This window comes from Trinickia fusca (assembly GCF_003628145.1).
Classification (GTDB): Bacteria; Pseudomonadota; Gammaproteobacteria; order Burkholderiales; family Burkholderiaceae; genus Trinickia; species Trinickia fusca.
In genome coordinates this window covers 261,109-280,423 of the sequence record NZ_RBZV01000005.1, presented here as the reverse complement: position 1 = coordinate 280,423, position 19,315 = coordinate 261,109, and the positions used below count along the sequence as shown (strand labels likewise).

The window sequence follows — 19,315 nt, the reverse complement described above, 5'->3', positions numbered from 1 at the left end:
CCGTTTTTTCTGATGAGGCCCTGGGCTCCATAACCTTCTCGAACAAGGGTGATGGGGTGCCAGCGACAGCCGCGCTCAGGCCACAACAGCTGCCTTCGGCTCGTTTTCGGCCTTGATGCTGGCCTGCAGCGCGCTCTTTTCCTTTTCGTTTTCCACGCGGTCCATCTCGGTGTCCTTGAGCAGCGTTTCGCTCATCTCCTTGGCTTTCTTACGCTTCTCCTGGATCGGGAGAGAGGTGGCGAAGTCGCGGTGCACGCGCTTTTGAATCTTCGAGGCTTCGCTGGCGTATTCCTGACAGACCACTTCGATTGCCTTCCATCCAGCGTAGTAGCCGATCACCTCTTGCTTGAAGCGGTCGTTTTGAATGTATGTGCGGCGTTTTTCGGGCGCCATCTTGCTGAAGTACTCGATCTTGTTCTTGAGCCGGTTATCCGCCAATTGCTCGCAAGCGTTCGCCATCTGAGTCCAGAATTGATTGGCCATGCGCAGTACCACCGCCACTTGCTTCAGTGCGCCGATCGCTAGGAACAGGCTTGCTACCGCGATCTCTACATCGTCGATCTCGCCGTTGAAGTTCTTGATCTCGATTGCGTACTTCTCGATGTCGCCGAGCGACTCGGCCTCCATCTGCTGCTTGGCCTCGAGCGACTTGAAGTAAGCCATCTTCTCCTTGCGCAAATCCTCGGCCACTGCAAGGTAGCTCTCGCCGGCCTTGCTCGCGTTGTCGCCGGCTTTGCTGAGCGCCTCGACCGCCGACTGCAGCAGCGCCTGCTTGCTCTTGACGAGTTCGGCCTTGTCGTCAGCCTGCTTCTTCGCGGCATCGGCCGCGGCTTTGGCTTTGCTCGCCTGCTCGCTGGCGTTCTTGGCCTCGGCTTCGGCGCGTTTGGCCGCGGCTTCTTTCTTCGCGAGCTCATCGTCGTCGGTTTCTTTTTCTGCCGAGGCGCGGGCGTTCGCGGCTTGCTCCGTCTTTTCCGCAGCGACTTGGTCAGCGGCGTCTTTCGCTTGCTTCGCGGTGTCGGCGGCTTTTTGCGCCTCCCCGGCCTGCTCCGTGGCGTCTTTGAGTTCGGCCTTGGCATCTTCCTCACGCTTCTCCGCATCGGCCTTGGTCGAATCCTTCGGCGGCGGAGTCGTCGGCAGGATGTTCTTCGCGGTATTGGCCACCGCCAATGCGGGGCCGCCCGTATAAATCGCGGCGAAGGTGCCGAGTCCGGCGCTGATCGGCTGCATCAGCGCGCTCATGAACGTCATCGAGAACGCGCGCGACTCGGCCGTATCGGCTTTCTCCGCCGCTTCGTTGTAGAGCTTTTCGAGCTTCGCCTTCTGTTCGCGCAGGCTCTTGAGCAGGGCGTTGGTTTTCGCCGTGCGAGCGTTCAGGTCGGCCACTTTCCGCTTGAATTCCGCGCTCTTGGCCTGTTGCATCGCCTGCGTCTTCTCCGTGCTGGCGAGGATCTGCACCGCGAAATCGCCAAGCTGATCGAATTCCTTGGCCAGCGCTTCGGCCTTGTTCGCCAACGCGGTGGCGGCTTTGCCGCAATCGCTCAGCGTCTGATACGCAAATTCGGGCTCGTCGTCGAATAGCGCGGTGAACGCATCGACGAGAATGCTTTGAATCTGCTGACTTTGCGCGGCGAAATAGCCAAGATCGACATCGCATTTGCCGCACAGCTTGCCGAATTGGTCGTGCAGTTCCGTCAACGAGGCGGTCAATTCGCCAAATCCCGCCACACCGTTATACGCCAGATAGATGAGGTCTCCCGTGCGGCTCAAGCCGGTCACGAGCTTGTTCAGTTCGATATTCTTGAGCACATTGGCGCGCGCTTGCACTACAGCGCCGGTTTGCGCGCCGGGAACCTGATTCAGGGCATAGCCGGTACTTTCACCTGGCAACATCACAGCGAAATCTGACATGTTGATATCCTTTGAAGAATCTTCCCGTGTGAATTCATTCGCTGCGGATCAGGAAGGGGAATGCCGCGGCGATGGACGTAGTGTTCCGTTTTCGGCCATGCTGCGTAAATAATCCGATGCGCTTATATCTAGTCCATTAGGATTAGCAAAAGCCTTCTTTCTTGCCGCTCGCAGAACGAGCAGCTAACGTTGCGATATGAATAACGAATTGAACAATGTGCGGCACATACGCTTGTTGCTGATCGACGATCACACGCTGTTCCGCACGGGCCTGCGCCTGGTCCTGGCGGACTGTCCGCAAGTGGCCGACATCCTGGAAGCCGGCTCCGTGCTGGAAGCCGTGCACGAGCACGGCAATACGCCCGTGGATGTGATCTTGTTGGACATTCAAATGCCGGGCCTGAATGGACTGGATGGCGTCAAGGTGTTGCAGCGCTACTTTCGCGCGGCGCGCATTCTCGTCGTGTCGGGCAGTTCGGAGCCGTCCCAGGTCATTGGCGTGCCCGGCGTGGCGGGCTATCTGCCGAAGTCCGCGACGGCACAGGAAATCGAAGAGGCCATCGCGCGCTGCCTGCGCGGCGAATGTTCGTTTCCACAGCAGAGCTCGCCTGACGCGCCGCCTCCTCCGAAAAGCGGCTTGACGCCGCGGCAATTGGAGGTGCTGGGGCAGCTCTGCCTCGGTCAATCGAACAAGGTGATCGCACACCACCTGGGCCTGTCGGAAAACACGGTGCGCGTGCACGTCGCCGCGATCCTCGATTACTTCGGCGTATACAGCCGTACCGAAGCGGTTCTGGAAGCTCAGCGCCGCGGCCTCGTCAGGAATACACCATGAGCCTGCTGTTACCGTTACCGCGCTTCGATCAGCCGCGCCTCCTCGCGGCGCAAATGGAACTCATCGACCACAGCTTCGGCATCGGCATGCTCGGCAGTTTTCTTGCGTCGGTGCTGTTGAGTGCCGGCATCATCTTTTCGACGGGCAGAATCGAGATCCTCTGGTGGTCGGCAACCATGGGGGCGGCCTGCGCGCTGGCGCATTTCGGACGGTTCTATTTGCCTGCACGCACCAGCGAGGAGCACGCCACACGGTATGCCAAATGGATGACGGCGCACTTGACCGGCATCGGCACGCTTTGGGGCCTGGCCGGCTGGCTGTATCTGGATTTGAGCTCGGTGATCGGCACGATCTGCCTGCTCGCGCTGATAGCCGGCATGAGCGCCGCAGCGTTGGCCATCTTCTCGCCATGCCTGCCCGTCGCCGTGGGATTCTTCCTGCCTACGATCGTGCCGGTGTGGAGCGTGTTCCTGGGCACGCGCGACATGCGCTATCTGCCGATGTTTCTCGGTGTACCGCTGTATCTGATCGTGCTATTGGTGTTCGCGCACAACTATGCGCGAGTGGCGCGCCGTTCGATCGGATTGCGTTTTGAAAATCGCGAACTGGTGGCGCAGTTGCGTGCGCAGACTCAGCGTGCCGAAGAAGCGAACCGCGCCAAGTCTGTCTTCCTCGCCTCTGCCAGCCACGACTTGCGTCAGCCGCTGCATGCGCTGGGCTTATTCGCCGTGTCGCTTGGGCGTACTCCTCTCAGTGACAAGCAGCGCGAGTTGCTGGCACATATCGAGGCGTCGTCGGGCGCCGCGCGCGAGATGCTCAATACGCTGTTGGATTTTTCGAAGCTCGAGGCCGGCGTCGTGAAGGCACAGCCTTGCGCATTTCGTTTGCAGCCGATACTGCGCAAGCTGGAAAACGAATTTGCGCCGCTGGCGGACGCCAAGCGACTCGTGTACCGGACGCACGACACGACCGCTGTTGTCTATGCCGATGCCAACCTCGTGGAGTTGATCCTGCGCAACCTGATCGCCAATGCGATCCGTTACACCGAGAGCGGCGGCGTGCTCGTCGCATGCCGGCGTCGCGACGGCCAAGGGGTGTTGGAGGTGTGGGATACCGGCATCGGTATCCCGCCCGAACAACATCGCGAGATCTTCCTCGAGTTCCATCAGTTGGGCAATCCGGAGCGTGACCGTCGCAAGGGACTGGGCTTGGGGCTCGCGATCGCCGGAGGCCTGGCCCAAACGATGGGCTTGCAGGTCACGCTGGCTTCGCAACCCGGCCGCGGCTCTGTGTTCCGGCTGGCGGTGCCGCTAACGGCGCACCCCGACGAGCCAGGGTCAACCGTCGTCGAACCGGTGCGGCCCGGTGGATTTGCCGGACTGCGGGTGCTCGTCATCGACGACGATTACTCGGTGCAAACGGCGATGCGGGAGCTGTTGACGAGTTGGGGTTGCCACTGCGTAACAGCCGAATCGGAGCAGGAGGCCGTTGCCGCCCTGGCGCCCTGGGTGCCAGATCTCATGATCGTCGATTATCGGCTCCGTGGCCACCGCACAGGGCAGCAGGCTTTGGAGGCCGTTAACGCGTATCTCGGGCTCAGCGTACCGGCCATCGTCATGACCGGCGATACAGCGCCGAACCGTCTGCGCGACGCGCAGACGAGCGGCGCTGCGTTACTGCACAAGCCGGTCGAAGCCGAGATGCTGCGTATGACGATGCTGAAATTGATACGGTCCTCTTGCCATTGAATCAACCATCCGTGGCTGCCCCATGGCTTTTGGAGCAGCCTATGATGAAGGAAGCCATCCAAAAACCAGAAATCGCCGGACGGCGGTAAGCGTTCTTCGTAGGCCGTTTCCATAAACGCATTGAACAATTGGATCTCGACGAGGGAAACCATGCCGAAACGTCGCCTTGCCCATACCGCAGCGCTCGCCTGCGCGCTCGTGCCGCTCATCGCGCTCATCTCCTCCGCCGTCGCCAATGCAGCAGGCGGCGGCATCCCTGCGCCAGCCTGCTCGACAACCGGTACGCCGCCGCTCGAAACGGTCGAGCCGGTCACGGAGCGGCCAGCTTGCAAAGACGGTCAGGTGCTGTCGTTCGATCAAGCCGGCGTAACGCGCTACGCCTGCCTCAACCTGCCGCCGCACGCCGACGCCAGTGCCGCCAAATGGCCGATGATCGTGTATCTGCACGGTTCGATGACCAATCCCGACAGCCTATATCGCTCCGGCCGCGCGCTGTTTGCGTTGAGCCACGATTACCCGTTGTCGACACGCGCTGACACCAAGGGATTCATCTTGCTGGCGCCCGAAGGCCGGCGCGCCAAGGCATGGGCATCGGACGGCCCGCATACGGGAACGGGCTTTCACTGGGACGAGTGGCAGCGCGACCCGTCGAAAAATCTCGACGTACAAGCGATCGACCACTTCGTCGATCAAGTGGTGGCGATGGGCCAGGTCGATGCGAAGCAGATCTACGTGTTCGGCTGGAGCAACGGTGCGGATATGGCGGTGCTGTACGGCGCATGGCGCGCCGAGCGCATCGCGGCGGTGGGCCAATATGCGGGCGCCGATCCATGGCAGCGCACGCCCTGCCCCGTGGACATGCCATCGGGCAGGCAAGTGCCGCTCGTCTTGCTGCGAAACATGTGCGACGCCTTCGCCAAGTGCAGTGACACGAATAGTTGGAGCGACACGCTGGAGAAGCAAAACTGGCCGTTGCGGCGCGTCGATCTGACATTGGGCGGCAAGAACGCGGGACCGAATGCGCAATGCGTTGAATCGTGCGGGAAAGCGCGCGGCCTGTACGAGCACATCCGTTGGCCGGAGAAGGCGGTGCTGGCCAATCAGATGCTCGAATTCTTCAAGGCGCATCCGTTGCCTTAAGGGCTTGATGCACCAGCGGCTGACGCCGCATTCTCAGCGGCATGACATCGTAGCAAGAGATCCCCATCCATAACCTGCCTGGAGGGTTCAAATGAATCTTGAAAATTTGAAAGCACAATTGGCCAAGATGAACCTGGCCCCCAAGTCGCTTTCTCTGGCTTACGCTTTAGCCGTCTGCATTGGCGGGCTAGGCCTACAGCAACTATACCTTGGCAAGTACAAATCGTGGCTCTGGCGCTTTGGTCTCGGCTGGCTAGTGATCGCTCTCGCAATAGTTGTCAAAGCCGACAGCTTGCACGTTTTCGGGCCTGTGTGGTTTCTTGCTCTCATCTGGCTTTTCTTGAACGTCGTGACGGACTGGCTTACGTTGTGGCGGCAAGTCTTAAAGGTCAATGAAAGAATCAATCAAGCCAAATAAAACAGAACAGCAATTCGACCACTCATCAACGAAGACACTTATCCGAACGGGGCACGACATGAGTCGGTAAGCCGAACAGGATCATGCAAACTCTTGACGACGAGGAAGAGTCCACTGCCGCCACCATCGCAGTGGAGGCTGTCGGTCCACGTGCGCTTGCGGTGGATCTCTCACCGCGTGAGAACGAGGTGCTTGCCCTTATCGCCAAGGGATTCTCACTCAAGGAGTCCGCAAAGCTAATGGAGGTCTCGCGCCACACGGTCGTGACCTTCGTGCGGCGGTTGTACCTTAAGCTGGACGTACACTCGAAGTCCGAAGCAATCTTCGAAGCACACCAGCTCGGGCTACTTGAACTGGAACGCATTGCCCCCGCCGCTCGCGCGCGCCCCACGTCCTCGGCGTCCGCAGCCCCAAAGGCAAGCATCCGACACGCCGCCCCAGCCGTTCCGACTCGATAACGTGATGGCAAAGACGCAGCAGCTTGCAGCGGGGGCGGGCATTTGGCAGATCACCATGTTCGGCGCATCGGGTGCACGCCTACTCACATCAACAGGTCTGGCTCAGTCGTGTCCAGATGCTAACCGTGTAGTAGCCGCCGCTTAGGTTCTGCGACGGCCAGCTCTCATTGAAGCCCGTCATGAGGTCGTCGCTCACTACGTTGGCGACGTCCGCGCCGACACCCACTCCCCCTGCTTCAGCCTCGCGTGACATCACGTAGGCCCCGGATTGTGATAGCGCCCAATAACCGCTCCAACCTCCTGAGCGAAAAGTGCCGTCGACGTTCAGGCAGATCTGCACGGTGTTGATGTAGGTGCCCTTGACGAAGTCGTAGTGCTTGACTTGCCAACTGCCGACCGGGGAAGCGACTGCACTGCCGCCAGCGGCGAGGCTCACAACAGCAGCAATAACCGTAATGGCTTTTTTCATGCTGTTTCTCCTGGGTTGGTCAGATGATGTGAATCGCGGATTGAAGCTCCACGAGGCGACGGTCGTCGCGGCACGCGACGCCGTCGCCGCGCCGCGTTCGGCGCTGGCGTGATCTTTCCGTGCAGTGCCCTCCCCGTCTGTCGCACAAACGTGCGACGCTGGCGGTTTGATACTCGCTTTGCGTATCGCCACGTTTGACGGGAACGAGCGTTACGGTAACGATATGAACGTTGCAGGCCGCGCCGCCACCTATGTGATGTTTGTGAAATGAAATCCCCAGCGACTGTTGGCGGAATCCGCGGCGGAGTGTAGGCGAGACGACTGCAAAGGTTCGTGCCACAAGGAGCCACGGCTCGCCAATTCATCGCAAACCAAACCGAGCATAAAGTTCATGACGACCAGCCAAGCCTATTCGCGCCCTGCACGCTTGTTGCAAATCGCCTCATGGGTGATCGCAATCGCGTTCGCCGTCTTTCTGAACATGTTGGGCAGCCTCGTCATACGCGATTTGATGTACGCGCCCCGGGGCGGGCCGCCGACCGTCGAGCAATTCGCCGACAGTAAAACCGACGAGCCGTTGAAGGCCACCCAGCGCGAGCTCGAGCGCGAACGTGCAGCGCTCGCGGACAAGGCGGAAGCGATCGGCATCGCCCGCATGCGCGCCGCGCAAAACTACAACGGGGCGAAAGAGAGCTTTCGAAATTGGGTCACCACGCGCACCGCAACTGGCGATTACAGTCAGGACCCCGCCATCGTCGCGCGTACGAAAAGGCTCGATGAACTGCAGTCGGCGGTCGTCGACTGGCAGCGGCAGCAAGATGCGCTCAACGACCAGCAACGCGCGTTGCAAGTGCGCACCATGGCGGTAGACCAGCAACTGGCCGCATCGCAGGAAACCGCCGAAAAGCGCTTCGAGCAAGCGAGCCGACGCTACGAACTGACCGTCTTCGCATGGCGGCTCGCCGTCACGCTGCCGATCCTGCTCGTAGCGGTATGGCTCTTCCTTCGATTCCGCAGAGCCCGCTATTGGCCGTTCGTCTACGGCTTCGGGCTCTTCGCGCTGTCGGCATTCTTCGTCGAGCTCGTGCCCTATCTGCCGAATTTTGGTGGCTATGTGCGCGTGCTCGTCGGCATCGCACTCACGGCATTCGCCGGAATCTACGTGCTGCGCGCGTTTCAGCGCTACGTCGAGCGCAAGCGCGAGGAAATGCAGCAAAGCCAGGTTGAGCGCGCACGCTCCGTGGCGTACGACAAAGCGCTCGGCGCCTTTCAGAAAAAGCTTTGCCCTTCGTGCGACAAATCCTGGAGCTTAGGCGGTGACAGCGCCAGCTTCTGTATCCACTGCGGCCTCAAGTTGTTCGAGGTTTGCGAGTGCGGCGGCCGCAATTTTTCGTTCTTCCCGTTTTGCAGTTGCTGCGGCAAGCCGGTACGGCGCGCCGGCGACGCCAATGCTGAACCACCTGCTCCGCTTGGAGACGCGGCAGGCAGCACAGGCCCATAGAACCGGGGATCGTCGTGGCACTGCTCGAAGCGCATCTCGGGACATTAAAAGTTCATGGGCATGGCCACGAATCGTTAGGGCTTGCGCAGCGCAAATCGCCGGGAAATACCAATGAGGCGGATTCTAACGCTGCTCACCTGGATGGCAATTTCAACAATTGCCAATACTGCAATCTCAGTATAATTCCGCCACCAAATTTCGGGGGGCGGCATGGGCAACATCAGAAAGTTGACTGTAGTGCTTTTTGCAATATTGGCCTTGAACGTTTCGGGGGCATTCGCGCGAGACATCTATGTTTCCCCCAGCGGCTCCGACAATGCGGACGGCGGCCAGCAAACCCCCATTGCATCCCTCGGAAAGGCCAAATCGATGGTGCGGCAATTGCTGCGCACGCCGACGTTTAACGAGGACATTCACGTCAAGCTCGGTAACGGCGTTTATTTTCTCGATGGGCCGCTCGTCTTCACGAACGACGACTCCGGCACAGCCCAGACACACATCTACTATGAAAATGTACCCGGTACGCAGCCGCGGATTGTGGGTGGATTGACCACGAAACTGAACTGGCAGCAATCCTCGAATAATGTGTGGGTAGCCGCCATCAACCCCTACAATTACCTGGCGGCGTATGACAGAAACGGCGCGCGTGTCGCCAATCCGGTTTTTCGGGATCTGTATGTCAATCGCGTGCCCGCCGTCCGGGCGCGTTACCCGAAATTGACCGGCGATCTTAACGCCTCCTATCCGAAGACACTCGCTTGGAATACAGGTGGAAAATTTCCGCTGATTGCTCGCTATGCCGGAGCGACGGATCTCGCCGCAGTCGTGCAGAAATCGTATCTGTCGCAGGGGCCGGACTGCACGAATGCGAGCAAGCGACATCCGGTCGAATTCGTCAGCCAGCAGCAATGGACTCAAAACGTCGTCCGTATCGGCGGCTTTGACACCGGGACGTTCGGAGGCCAGCCCCATATCTCTCTGTACCCCTGCGGCGCCGAAAAAAGCGCACTTGATCAAGGCAATGGTGCGGAGACGAAGATTTCCCAATCACCCTACCACCTGGAAAATTCGCTCGATTTCCTGACTGCCGAAAATGAGTGGTACTTCGATGCGGAAGCGTCGAAGCTGTACTACATGCCGCCACAAGGCTCGGATCCGAACAGCATGGAATTCATGATTCCGACGCTCGAGACATTGATCGGCATCAAGGGGCGCTCCGCCAGTCAACCGGTCATGAATTTGACGTTCTCGGGCCTGACGTTCGAAAACACGACGTTTTATGACCCGGCAACCTACGGATATGTGAATCAACAGGCCAGTATGTATGCACGGAACGGCGTACACGTCAGGCAACCGGCCGCGGTAAGCGTCAGCAACGCAAGCAGCATCATTTTCTCGAACGACACGTTCCAGAATCTCGGAGCGGAAGGCCTGCAATTCCTCGATGCCACGGCCAATGACAGCGTGACCGCGAGCGTCTTTCATGACATCGGAGGAACGTGCCTGAGCCTCGGTGGTGGCGATCAGGGAGAGGCCTCGTCGACTTCGGCGCCGCTATCTGCCCTGATGTCGGATCACGATACGGTTTCGAACAATCGGATCTGGTCCTGCGGGAGTCGGTATGCAGGCTCCGTTGGCATTTTCGCCCTATTCGCTAAGAATCTCACGGTATCTGGCAATTACCTACGCCATCTTCCCTACACGGGCATCAGCGTCGGCTGGGGTTGGAACAATGGCGATGTTGGCATGCGCGCCAATACCGTCATGAACAATCAAATATTTGATTACATGCGCCTGCTTTACGACGGCGGGGCCATTTATACCCAGGGAATTCAACCCTCTACCGAAATTGGCGGGAACCGGATCGGGTTGATGCTGCCGTCGGGGCTTTATCAGGGGTATCCGCCGGCCGGGATATATCTGGACCAGGGAAGCGACTACATCACGGTGAGAGGAAACAGGATGCGAATGGTGTTCCCCATCGACGGCAACATGAATTCGCTCATCAAAATCAATGCTTGCGTCGCAGGCCACAATTGGGTGACCGACAATATGGTGACGAATAGCAACGTCAACTGGTCCGGAGTGGACGATCCCGGCAGCTGGGGCAACGCCGACTGGGCAACGATCTATGCTGCTCCGAGTGGTGCTTGTAACGTAAAGAGGAGTAGCACACCGCTGCGATGAGGCTCGAGCCGTTCACGCAAAGTGCGTGAACGGCTGTTGCTCAAACTAGTTCACACGTTGATTGGGGTCGGGTATCCCCTCGTGGCGACAAATCTCTTTGACCAGCGCATTCAACAGTGCTCGCTCGTCGCTTACCTCATCGACAAATGGCACGACCCAAGCGCAGCCCGACAGTTCAAAGTGATCTCTCCAATGTTGCGCTACGCGCAGTTCGGCAAGACTGAGCGAAGAAGAGCCGCCCATATCGGCATGCCCTCCCCCAATAGACTCTCCAACCTCGAACAGCTTCTCTCTGAACGGGTAGAGCCACACACCATATACATGATGCGAAGGATGCTGTGACGTGGGCGCTTGGTTCTTGTAACTGACCCTGAGAACTTGATTCTGCAGAGTTCGACCTTCAATCGCTCTGGATTTCACATACAGATAGTCGGCATCGAGCGAGCGATCGCCTGGCCAGACTACTCGGCCCTCGTTGAAAGTGAGATTCTTGAGTTTCTGCGGGTAGGCAAGCTCAGGCCAGCCCTTCTCGATGCGAGCAATGGACGCGTCAAACAGCCGAAACTCTTTCCTCTCGAACTCGAGCACGAGCTGATAAGTCTCGTTGGGGATGACGTTAACAAGAGATGGCATCTGGTTGATGGTTTGCCTAGGTCCAAATACGTCAACGCTTGTCGCCTTCGCTTCCTGCCCCCGACTTTTCTCCCGCGGCAACAGCGAATGGTTGAGCTAGCGCCAACACTTTCGGCCTGCTCGGTTCCCCATCCATATACGGCGCCTCCGTCAACCGACCGACTGTTTTGAGGCTCCGAATCATCACCTTGCCGCTATCCGGATAGGTACAGACCTCGTGTGGATCGTTTAGCCCAACGGCAAAGTAAACAAGATCTTCGTCGAACGGATTCGCCAATTGGTGAGCGACGCCGGTTCCGGCTGGGCATGAGATGCAGTCACCGGCGCGGATTTCCTGCATCGTATCGCCGTAACGGAAGACACCTCGGCCAGACAGCACGAAAAAAATCTCGTCCTCGCGCGCGTGGGAGTGAAAAGGACAGACGGTGCGTCCCGGCGGCACTCGTGACAGATTGGCGCCAAGACGACCAGGGGTGGCATCGAGGGCCGGCGTTAGCGGCTTCCATGCGCCACCCCAATGATCGCCCTCCATCTGTTCGACTTCCTTGATGCTGTCAACGTTGACGACAAGTGGGGGCGTTGCTGCGCGTGCAGGATCTTTTTCCATGCTCATCTCTGTTGGTTATCGATATCGCCTTCGAAGACTATCGCCGAGACGATGTTTTTGCGGAGCCATAAGAGCCCCCAGTGAACGCCCCTGGCCAGGCCACTGCCCCCGTCACTATCTGGACTCCTGACGCTTCTTCCAGTCCAGCTCCGGCAGGCTGATCCGAGTATTGACCGTGCCGTCCCAAACCACCTTGAAGCCCGCCTCCCGCAGATCGTCCACGATCACGCGTGCGGCAGCAAGGCTGTTGGCCTCGGTGGTATCAAGCGACCCAAAGGCAAGCATCAGGCCATGCCCCGCAATGGCGCGCTCGACATCCTGACCGTGGTAGAAGCAGAAGGCCTGATATTCCCCCGGCGGCGCGGCAGCGATCGCTTCACTGACGTCCGAGAAGCCGTCCGACATGGTATAGCCCGCGTTGTGTAGTGCGCAGATACCTTTCTCGTGCAGTACGTCAAATACCTGGTTTAGCCGGTCATAGTCCGTCGTAGCCGGCCATGTCGCCTCAGCTTCCGCCTTCTTCTCGAACTCCGGATCGATGAGATCGCGCAGTAGTTCTTCGTCGCACTCGTCGTCCAACACATCCTCGAGCATCTCGTGGACGAGCTCGCTCGTATAGAAGCCCGACCAAACCCAGTTCTTGATGCATTGCAAGACATATTGTTCGTTTTCGTTCATCACGTCTTTCCCGCAAAGAGACTCAGGTTGCCGTTCGGATATCTTCAACCCATCGCCAAGCTGAATGGTGGCCTTCCTACAACGCCTTGTACATGTGCTCCTCGTCGTAGAATTGCCCGTCGACCCGCAGTGCACGGGGTTCTACGCCAAAAACGACGAAGCCTTGCGAGGCGTAAAGGCGCTTTGCTGCAAGATTCTCGGCGTTCACACACAGCTGGAGCTGGGCACAGCCCCATTTCTCCGATGCGTGTTCGGCTACCGCGTGCAAGAGATTCTGCGCGATACCCTTTCCACGATGCGCTGGGTCAACGAAGACGCCCCAGATCGTGGCTTTGTGACTGACCTTCATGAGGGGCAGGCGACGCAGACCGGTTATTCCAACGAGCGCATCGGAAGCAAACGCTCCAAATACGATTTGCGCATCCGTCGACGCAATTCGACCCGCTACTTCGTCGATTGATCGGCCGTTTTCTTCCTCGTGCGTAGGCCATATCGCTGTCGGTGACGTCTTGGTCGCCAATAAACGCAGGGCTTTGAAGCGCTCTGCATCAGCAGCATTCAGCGGGCGGATTGTAATCATGGGCTAAAAGTAAGATATTCAGACGCTCACGATAACGCAGAAGCCAGCGACTTGCAGATAGGTGACCGCCCCATCCTAGCCACTCTTTGCCTCTGAATCGGCTACCCCGACTACGGTGGCCCGATCGGTTCCAGGCTCCCTTGTGCCCACGCTCGCAGCCTCGGGCACAATCAGCCGCTCCGGCATGCGCACACGACGTGCGCGAGCACCAACGTAATAGAGGAGCGCGGGCACCACGAGCCCGACGATCCACGAAATGTCGGTGCCGCCCAATGCGTCTACGAGCGGCCCGGTGTAAAAGCTCGTCGCGATGAACGGCATCTGCACGAGCACACCAACCACGTAGACGCTCAGGCCGAGCCAATTCCAACGGCCATAGCGCCCGTTCGGATCAAACAGCGCGGGGATGTCGTAGCGCTCCTTCGTCACGCAGTAATAGTCGACGAGATTGATCGCACTCCATGGCGTAAAGAACGCGAGCAGGAACAGGATGAACGCCGAGAAGTGCTTCAGAAACCCATGCCGGCCAGCCAGTGCGAGCCACGCGACGATCACGACCACGCAGACGATGCTGATCACCCGCGCGCGATTCGACACACGCTCGCGCCCCGTCAGGCCCGTGGCAATCGTCGCGATCGACATCACGCTGCCATAGGCATTCAGTGTCGTCACGGTGAGCTTGCCGAGCGCGATCGCGAAATACAGTGCGGCAGCAGTCGCGCCGCTCGCACCGAGCCCGACGACGTACGCCACCTCGTGCCCCGCGAATGCCTTGCCGGCGAGCGCGCTGGCGAGCACGCCGAACGTCATCGAAGCTTGCGAGCCGATGATCGAGCCAAGCCCCACCGCCCAGAACGTACGGCTTGCGCTGACGGTGCGCGGCAAGTAGCGCGAGTAGTCGGCCACGTACGGCCCATAGGCAATCTGCCACGATGCCGATAGCGAGATCGCCAGCAGAAAGTTGGCTAGCGAGAAATGACGGTCGGCGAGCAACGCACCGATGTCGTGGCCGCTCAGCAAGCGCGCGAACAGATACGCGAAGGCCAGTACGCCAACCACGCTCGTCACGCGCCCCAGCGCATGAATCGTGCGATAGCCGAACACGGTCAACACGACGACGATCGCCGCGAACAACACGATGCTGCCGGCCGCATCGATGCCGGTCAGCTCGGCGATCGCCTGCCCGGCCAGCACCGCGCCGCTTGCCGAGAAGCCCACGTACATCAGGCACACGAGCACGAGCGGCACGATCGCGCCGAACACACCGAACTGCACGCGGCTCGAGATCATTTGCGGCAAACCAAGCCGCGGCCCCTGCGCGCCGTGCAGCGCCATCACGGCACCGCCGAGCAGTTGACCGATCGAGAGGCCGACGAGCGACCAGAACACGTCGCCGCCGAGCACGACGGCCAACGCGCCCGTGACGATCGCCGTGATTTGCAGATTCGCGCCGAGCCACAGCGTGAACTGGCTTGCCAACCGGCCATGACGTTCTGTATCAGGGATGTAGTCGATCGTGCGGCGTTCCGCGAGCGAGCGGGCCGGGTGCGGGGCGGCTGAACGATTCGTCATCGGAGGCAGGCACGGCGCACAAGCCGCGCATCGGTGGCAGATCGCACAAACATACTGCCGTGGGTATTGGCACGCAAGACGCAAAATTCTACGAAAAGCCGTAGTGAGCAATGAAATCAAAGCCGCGAAAATGGATCGTGCCTGCCCTCATCGCCGACTTGCCGAGCTCCAGCAATCGGACCTGCTTGGAATGGCGGCAGCATGCCGAATGACGATTCGCCGCGGCCTTTTGACAATGGCGTTGCGTCTACTTTAAAAGTAGTCCACATCGAGAGAAACAAATGAATCTTGGCGCGTACTCCCCCTTTCGAATTCCCAGGCAAATACTGGCAATACTGCTCCTATGCTGTTGCGCGATAGCCGGCTGCGGCGGTGGTGGAAATGCGGCGGAAGGGGGAGCCGCGATCGCAAAAAGCGCCGTTGGAACAGGCGGTGCAGCGTGCAATACCAGCTATACCGACTGGACCATCAACGCTCCGACAACCTGTACCGGCCAAACCATCACCGTGACGGGCGTCCTGACCATCGCCGACGGCGGATGCCTGACGTTGACGAACTCGACTTTGGTGTTCTCACCGGCCGCCGAAGATACGGGATCGTTCGTGATCCAAGGGAACGGGTGTTTGAACGTCGCTAACAGCACGCTGAAATCCGGCGACGACAAGCAGTGGAATCTGACGGTCAAGAACACGGGTTCCGTGTCATTTACGCAGTCGTCTCTGGCGACGAATCAAAGCGGCATGCGGTTCTACGACAACTCGAAACTGATCGCCGACAACTCGGATGTCGAAGAAGTACAGGTCCACGATAGCGCATCGCTGACCCTCCAGAACAATGCCTCCGCTTATATCGTCGCCTTCTTCACGGGCTCCGGTTCGGCAAGTTTCCCCAACGGGGAGTTCAACGCCGGAAATGGCGTGACCAGGACAATTTCCATTCCGACCGGCGATACCACGACGGGTTCGATTTCGCTCTCGAACGCCAATATCAACGGCTTCCAGCTGGATTTGCAGGATACCTACAACCTGTCGATCGCCAACGCCAACGGCGTGGTGCTCTCGCTTCACCTCACCGACTACGTGAACAACAATTTCACGAGCAATATCACCTCGACTGCCCCGACTTCAGGCACTGTCGATTTTTCTGCCTCGAGCAACCCGAAGTTCACATGGAACAACGCCCAGATTTCGATGCTCAATCTCTACCTGGACGGCGCGAGCAACCTTACCTGGAACGGCACGACGACCATGAACGAGGTGAATACCCTCGGCTCCTCGTCCCTGACGTTGAACTCGAATGTCAGCCTCTGGGCCAACCTCGCGCAAAGTTATGAATCATCGAAAATGACGCTCAACTCGGTCACGCTGCTGGAAGATGATTCGACGCATCCGTCGTTCACCGCGACGGATAACTCCGTCATTACCGCCAACAACACCGTGGCGCCTGCGCGCACCGCCCTCTATCAAACGGCCCCCGGCCAAATCTTGATCAACGGCGGTAGCGGCTGGCCATCCGTGCAGCAGCAGTGATCGGTAGGGCTCGGGTGATCTCGACACGGGACTTTCCGCTTCATGCCGGTCAAGATCACCCGCCAGGCCCCAAGGTTCGGGGCCTATCCGCGCATCAAAGCAACGGACATTGTGTCACCTGCGTACCGCGCGCGACACACTGCTGCTCGTAATCGCGCAAGTACGCACGCTCGGCATCGTCGAGCAAGTCGAGATCGATGAGGTCCCAGTCGTAGCCGACCGTCACGACATTCTCGAAACGCATCTTGCCGGGCTCGTCGTCACGATGAATGACGACGATGTTCTCGATGCGCACGCCCCCCTTGCCCTGCTCGTAAATGCCAGGCTCGACCGAGACCACCGCGTTCGGCACGAGCCCGTACTTCGAGCCCAGCGCGAACCGCACGCCGCCTTCATGGACGTGAATGCCGACACCATGCCCCGTGCCGTGGTTGTAGTCGTAGCCGCGCGCACGGCATATGTCGCGCACCTGCCCATCGACTTCGTCGCCGTTCATGTCCGCAGGAAAGCGCGTAACGAGGCCTTTGATGCAGGCCTTCAGCGCGATCGTATAGATCTCGCGCTGCCAAGGCTGCGCCTGCGTGTCCGACTGTGTGCGGCGCAGCACGACGCGCGTGCAATCGGTCGCAAAGCCGCCTTCGTAATAAGCGCCGCTATCGAGCAGCACGAGTTCGCCTTCGGTCAGCTCGACCTCGGGACTTGCCTCGGCGTAATGGGCGAGCGCACTGTTCGCGCCGTTTGCGGCAATCGTCGTAAACGTGAGGCCGAGTGCCCCACGCGCGCCATATTCGTCGTTGATCTTGCGCGACAGGTCGTACTCCGAGTGACGCACGCCCGGCTCGCCGCCCTTGGCCCAGCGCATCGTTACAGCGATCGCGTCGGAGCTGCGCGCAAACGCGTCGCGGAATTGGTCCAGCACCTCGGGCGTCTTGGCTACGCGCATCGCTTCGACAGGGCTGAAATGCGTATGCTGCGCCGCAGGCCATACCCCACGCACGATGTCCGGCACCGCGCAGTTGACTACGTCGGCGCTATAGCAGACGTGCTTCACCCCGAAGCGCACGAGGAATTGCTCCAGGCCCACCAGATCGTTGCGGAACACGCGCAACCGCGGGTAATCGAGCTCGACAGGGCTGCGCTCGCAGCCCTCGGGCAAGAACAGCGCAACGTCATCGCCGACCACGAACAGATAGCCCAGGTGCGACGATGCATTCGGAATGTGATAGCCACGGCTGTTCAGCAGATACGACAGATCATCGGCTGCACACGAAACGAAACAAACAGCGCTCTGCCCTGCGTTCAGGTTCAAGTGTGCGTTCAGTCGAGCATTCAGCGTCGCAAGATTGCCTTCGACCGTCGTGCCCGTGATGGCCTTCGATAGCCCGAAGATCGGGCGGTCGACCTGCCAGCCCGGCAGCTCGATAGCGCGATCGACCTCGCGAGCGTTGAGGCTCGTCCACACGAACGCAGCCTCCGCCGTACCCGCGATCAGCTGGTCGCGTTGCGCGACGCTCATCCGCAGCGCGTCGTAGCCGATGGTGCGCAATGCCGAGCCGTAGCGAACCAGCCACTGCGTGAGCGCAGACCAGATCCCCACGCCCAAGCCGAGCTTCTCGACAGACACGTAAGCCGGATCGCATTGCGTTTCGGCTTGCAGGTGATAGCGTCCGTCGACGAACAGCACGAACTGCGGCAGCGCCAGCCGCTCGGCCGTCGCGCGCGACAGGAAGAGGCCGGAGCCGGCCGACCCGTCGAACGCCGAAAGCGCATAGCGCTGACTATTCCTGCGCGGCACGTATTCGGAGATGAATTCGTCCTGCGACGTAACGAGGCAGGCATCGAGCTGCAATCGATCGAGCAGCGCCGACATGCCCGCATGTGTGTGCGCTACCGACGTGTCATAGGAAGGAAGGCTGGAGAAGCTGTACTTCAGTCGATCGGTCGTCATCGGATCACCTGTGGTCGACGACCATGCGCACGCAGAAATCCGCCCGCCTGCTGCACACGGTCCGTTGCATTATTCAGTCAAAAACTACCGCCGGCCATTTTTTTCGTCAAGCTAAAATTTACGTGACACTAAAATTTTAGGGCAATGCCGACTCCAGAACGGGTACGCTGTACCGCACGGTACAATGCGCCGCATCGTCGTCGGGACGCCATCTGCGTCCCGCTACCGGCTCGCCCACGAGGCAGCCGTCTCCAAGGGGACACATGGATTCGGATTCGGACATCAATCGCATTGGTCAGCGCATTCGGCGCTTGCGCCGCGAATCGAAAATGACGCTGCTCGAAGTCGCGACGGCATCGAATCTCTCAGTCGGCTTTCTGTCGCAAGTCGAACGCAATCTGACGGGCATCTCGATCTCGTCGCTTGCGAACGTCGCCAAAGCGCTCGACGTACCGCTCGGTGCGCTGCTCGAACATCCGCGCCAGGAACACCCGGATTCTCACGAAGGCCGCCGCGAGTCGTACGCGGTCGGGCCGATGCGCCAGCATTACGAACGCCTTTCGACGACGTTCGAAGGCAGCCTGCTCAATGCCGTCAAAGTAGTGATGATGGAGGGCTACAGCTCGGAGTGGGTCGCGCACGGCGGCGACGAATTCGTCTACGTCTTGTCGGGACAGCTGCGCTATACGCTCGGCAAGAAAGACTATCTGCTCTCGGCCGGCGATTCGCTGCATTTCAACGCGCAGCGGCGTCATCGCGTCATGAACGTCGGCGCCGGGCCGGCCGAAGTCATCGCCGTGGGTACGCTGCAGTTGTTCGACGACGAGCACCTGGCGTTCGCGTCGCTGAGCGGCAAGACCAAGGCGCCTGCCAAAGCAACGCGTGCCGCCCGCGCGGCGCCACACGAGGAGCTGGCGACACCGACCAAGCAGGCGAAACCGGGCACGGCAAAGCGCGTAACCAAGAGCGCGACGAAAAGCACCACGAAGGGCATCGAAAAACGCGCTACCAAGCCCCGTACCAAGACTGCGAGTCTCAAGCCCGCCCAAAAAGCAAAGCGCGCGGGGACATGACGTCCGCCGCGCGCCTCGTTTGACGCGGGTG

At 59.8% G+C, this 19,315-nt stretch carries 16 protein-coding genes and 1 pseudogene; 9 read left to right on the top strand and 8 right to left on the bottom strand.

Features of this window, described 5'->3' with window-relative positions:
• Positions 1–75: 75 nt before the first annotated feature.
• The gene (locus D7S89_RS15330) at positions 76–1,908 is read right to left on the bottom strand and encodes a hypothetical protein (RefSeq protein ID WP_147426667.1); all 1,833 of its coding nucleotides are present in this window, start codon (positions 1,906–1,908) and stop codon (positions 76–78) included.
• Between the two features lie 196 nt (positions 1,909–2,104).
• On the opposite strand from D7S89_RS15330, the gene D7S89_RS15325 reads away from it, so the two are divergent.
• From D7S89_RS15325 to D7S89_RS28230, 5 genes are all read left to right on the top strand, one after another.
• Positions 2,105–2,743, top strand: a complete 639-nt coding sequence (locus D7S89_RS15325) for a response regulator transcription factor (protein ID WP_425470818.1) — start codon at positions 2,105–2,107, stop codon at positions 2,741–2,743.
• The gene (locus D7S89_RS15320) at positions 2,740–4,491 is read left to right on the top strand and encodes an ATP-binding response regulator (RefSeq protein WP_121278546.1); all 1,752 of its coding nucleotides are present in this window, start codon (positions 2,740–2,742) and stop codon (positions 4,489–4,491) included. The genes D7S89_RS15325 and D7S89_RS15320 overlap by 4 nt, the downstream gene beginning before the upstream one ends.
• 150 nt (positions 4,492–4,641) lie before the next feature.
• Positions 4,642–5,631 carry a PHB depolymerase family esterase gene (locus tag D7S89_RS15315; protein ID WP_121278545.1) on the top strand — a complete coding sequence of 330 codons (990 nt, stop codon included), beginning with the start codon at positions 4,642–4,644 and terminating at the stop codon, positions 5,629–5,631.
• 91 nt (positions 5,632–5,722) lie between these two features.
• The gene (locus tag D7S89_RS15310) at positions 5,723–6,049 is read left to right on the top strand and encodes a hypothetical protein (protein WP_147426666.1); all 327 of its coding nucleotides are present in this window, start codon (positions 5,723–5,725) and stop codon (positions 6,047–6,049) included.
• A gap of 83 nt (positions 6,050–6,132) precedes the next feature.
• Entirely contained in the window at positions 6,133–6,507 is a 375-nt protein-coding gene (locus D7S89_RS28230; protein ID WP_121278543.1) for a response regulator transcription factor, read from the top strand.
• Positions 6,508–6,595: 88 nt separating this feature from the next.
• Here D7S89_RS28230 and D7S89_RS15300 read toward each other — a convergent pair whose 3' ends face one another.
• Entirely contained in the window at positions 6,596–6,976 is a 381-nt protein-coding gene (locus D7S89_RS15300; RefSeq protein WP_121278542.1) for a hypothetical protein, read from the bottom strand.
• Positions 6,977–7,367: 391 nt separating this feature from the next.
• Between D7S89_RS15300 and D7S89_RS15295 the strand changes: the two genes are divergently transcribed.
• Together D7S89_RS15295 and D7S89_RS15290 are read left to right on the top strand one after the other, a co-directional pair.
• A complete protein-coding gene (locus D7S89_RS15295) occupies positions 7,368–8,477 on the top strand; it encodes a zinc ribbon domain-containing protein (RefSeq protein ID WP_121278541.1) in 1,110 nt (369 codons plus the stop codon).
• A 210-nt stretch (positions 8,478–8,687) separates the two neighbouring features.
• Positions 8,688–10,664 carry a right-handed parallel beta-helix repeat-containing protein gene (locus D7S89_RS15290; protein ID WP_121278540.1) on the top strand — a complete coding sequence of 659 codons (1,977 nt, stop codon included), beginning with the start codon at positions 8,688–8,690 and terminating at the stop codon, positions 10,662–10,664.
• Positions 10,665–10,709: 45 nt separating this feature from the next.
• Here the strand turns inward: D7S89_RS15290 and D7S89_RS15285 are convergent, their stop codons facing one another.
• The 5 genes and pseudogenes from D7S89_RS15285 to D7S89_RS15265 all read right to left on the bottom strand — a co-directional run.
• Complete coding sequence (locus D7S89_RS15285; RefSeq protein ID WP_121278539.1) at positions 10,710–11,297, bottom strand: hypothetical protein; 588 nt, start codon at positions 11,295–11,297, stop codon at positions 10,710–10,712.
• A 31-nt stretch (positions 11,298–11,328) separates the two neighbouring features.
• Positions 11,329–11,904, bottom strand: a complete 576-nt coding sequence (locus D7S89_RS15280) for a cupin domain-containing protein (RefSeq protein ID WP_183085213.1) — start codon at positions 11,902–11,904, stop codon at positions 11,329–11,331.
• 114 nt (positions 11,905–12,018) lie between these two features.
• Positions 12,019–12,582 (bottom strand): DUF6891 domain-containing protein, encoded by a 564-nt coding sequence (locus tag D7S89_RS15275; RefSeq protein WP_121278537.1) that lies wholly within the window; start codon positions 12,580–12,582, stop codon positions 12,019–12,021.
• A 76-nt stretch (positions 12,583–12,658) separates the two neighbouring features.
• Positions 12,659–13,162, bottom strand: a complete 504-nt coding sequence (locus tag D7S89_RS15270; RefSeq protein ID WP_121278536.1) for a GNAT family N-acetyltransferase — start codon at positions 13,160–13,162, stop codon at positions 12,659–12,661.
• Between the two features lie 147 nt (positions 13,163–13,309).
• Positions 13,310–14,734 (bottom strand): annotated as a pseudogene (locus D7S89_RS15265) (purine-cytosine permease family protein); the annotation flags it as partial.
• Positions 14,735–15,015: 281 nt separating this feature from the next.
• On the opposite strand from D7S89_RS15265, the gene D7S89_RS15260 reads away from it, so the two are divergent.
• Positions 15,016–16,263, top strand: coding sequence for an RlpA-like double-psi beta-barrel domain-containing protein (locus tag D7S89_RS15260; RefSeq protein WP_147426665.1), 1,248 nt, complete (start codon positions 15,016–15,018; stop codon positions 16,261–16,263).
• A 94-nt stretch (positions 16,264–16,357) separates the two neighbouring features.
• Here the strand turns inward: D7S89_RS15260 and D7S89_RS15255 are convergent, their stop codons facing one another.
• On the bottom strand, positions 16,358–18,211 hold the full coding sequence (locus D7S89_RS15255) for a M24 family metallopeptidase (RefSeq protein ID WP_121278533.1): 1,854 nt from the start codon (positions 18,209–18,211) through the stop codon (positions 16,358–16,360).
• Positions 18,212–18,474: 263 nt separating this feature from the next.
• Between D7S89_RS15255 and D7S89_RS15250 the strand changes: the two genes are divergently transcribed.
• Complete coding sequence (locus tag D7S89_RS15250; protein WP_121278532.1) at positions 18,475–19,284, top strand: helix-turn-helix domain-containing protein; 810 nt, start codon at positions 18,475–18,477, stop codon at positions 19,282–19,284.
• Positions 19,285–19,315 lie beyond the last annotated feature (31 nt).

Excerpts from the sequence above, each read along its gene's own strand:
- D7S89_RS15330 (WP_147426667.1), bottom strand. The coding sequence starts at position 1,908 with ATGTCAGATTTCGCTGTGATGTTGCCAGGTGAAAGTACCGGCTATGCC.
- D7S89_RS15325 (WP_425470818.1), top strand. The coding sequence starts at position 2,105 with ATGAATAACGAATTGAACAATGTGCGGCACATACGCTTGTTGCTGATC.
- D7S89_RS15320 (WP_121278546.1), top strand. The coding sequence starts at position 2,740 with ATGAGCCTGCTGTTACCGTTACCGCGCTTCGATCAGCCGCGCCTCCTC.
- D7S89_RS15315 (WP_121278545.1), top strand. The coding sequence starts at position 4,642 with ATGCCGAAACGTCGCCTTGCCCATACCGCAGCGCTCGCCTGCGCGCTC.
- D7S89_RS15310 (WP_147426666.1), top strand. The coding sequence starts at position 5,723 with ATGAATCTTGAAAATTTGAAAGCACAATTGGCCAAGATGAACCTGGCC.
- D7S89_RS28230 (WP_121278543.1), top strand. The coding sequence starts at position 6,133 with ATGCAAACTCTTGACGACGAGGAAGAGTCCACTGCCGCCACCATCGCA.
- D7S89_RS15300 (WP_121278542.1), bottom strand. The coding sequence starts at position 6,976 with ATGAAAAAAGCCATTACGGTTATTGCTGCTGTTGTGAGCCTCGCCGCT.
- D7S89_RS15295 (WP_121278541.1), top strand. The coding sequence starts at position 7,368 with ATGACGACCAGCCAAGCCTATTCGCGCCCTGCACGCTTGTTGCAAATC.
- D7S89_RS15290 (WP_121278540.1), top strand. The coding sequence starts at position 8,688 with ATGGGCAACATCAGAAAGTTGACTGTAGTGCTTTTTGCAATATTGGCC.
- D7S89_RS15285 (WP_121278539.1), bottom strand. The coding sequence starts at position 11,297 with ATGCCATCTCTTGTTAACGTCATCCCCAACGAGACTTATCAGCTCGTG.
- D7S89_RS15280 (WP_183085213.1), bottom strand. The coding sequence starts at position 11,904 with ATGGAAAAAGATCCTGCACGCGCAGCAACGCCCCCACTTGTCGTCAAC.
- D7S89_RS15275 (WP_121278537.1), bottom strand. The coding sequence starts at position 12,582 with ATGAACGAAAACGAACAATATGTCTTGCAATGCATCAAGAACTGGGTT.
- D7S89_RS15270 (WP_121278536.1), bottom strand. The coding sequence starts at position 13,162 with ATGATTACAATCCGCCCGCTGAATGCTGCTGATGCAGAGCGCTTCAAA.
- D7S89_RS15260 (WP_147426665.1), top strand. The coding sequence starts at position 15,016 with ATGAATCTTGGCGCGTACTCCCCCTTTCGAATTCCCAGGCAAATACTG.
- D7S89_RS15255 (WP_121278533.1), bottom strand. The coding sequence starts at position 18,211 with ATGACGACCGATCGACTGAAGTACAGCTTCTCCAGCCTTCCTTCCTAT.
- D7S89_RS15250 (WP_121278532.1), top strand. The coding sequence starts at position 18,475 with ATGGATTCGGATTCGGACATCAATCGCATTGGTCAGCGCATTCGGCGC.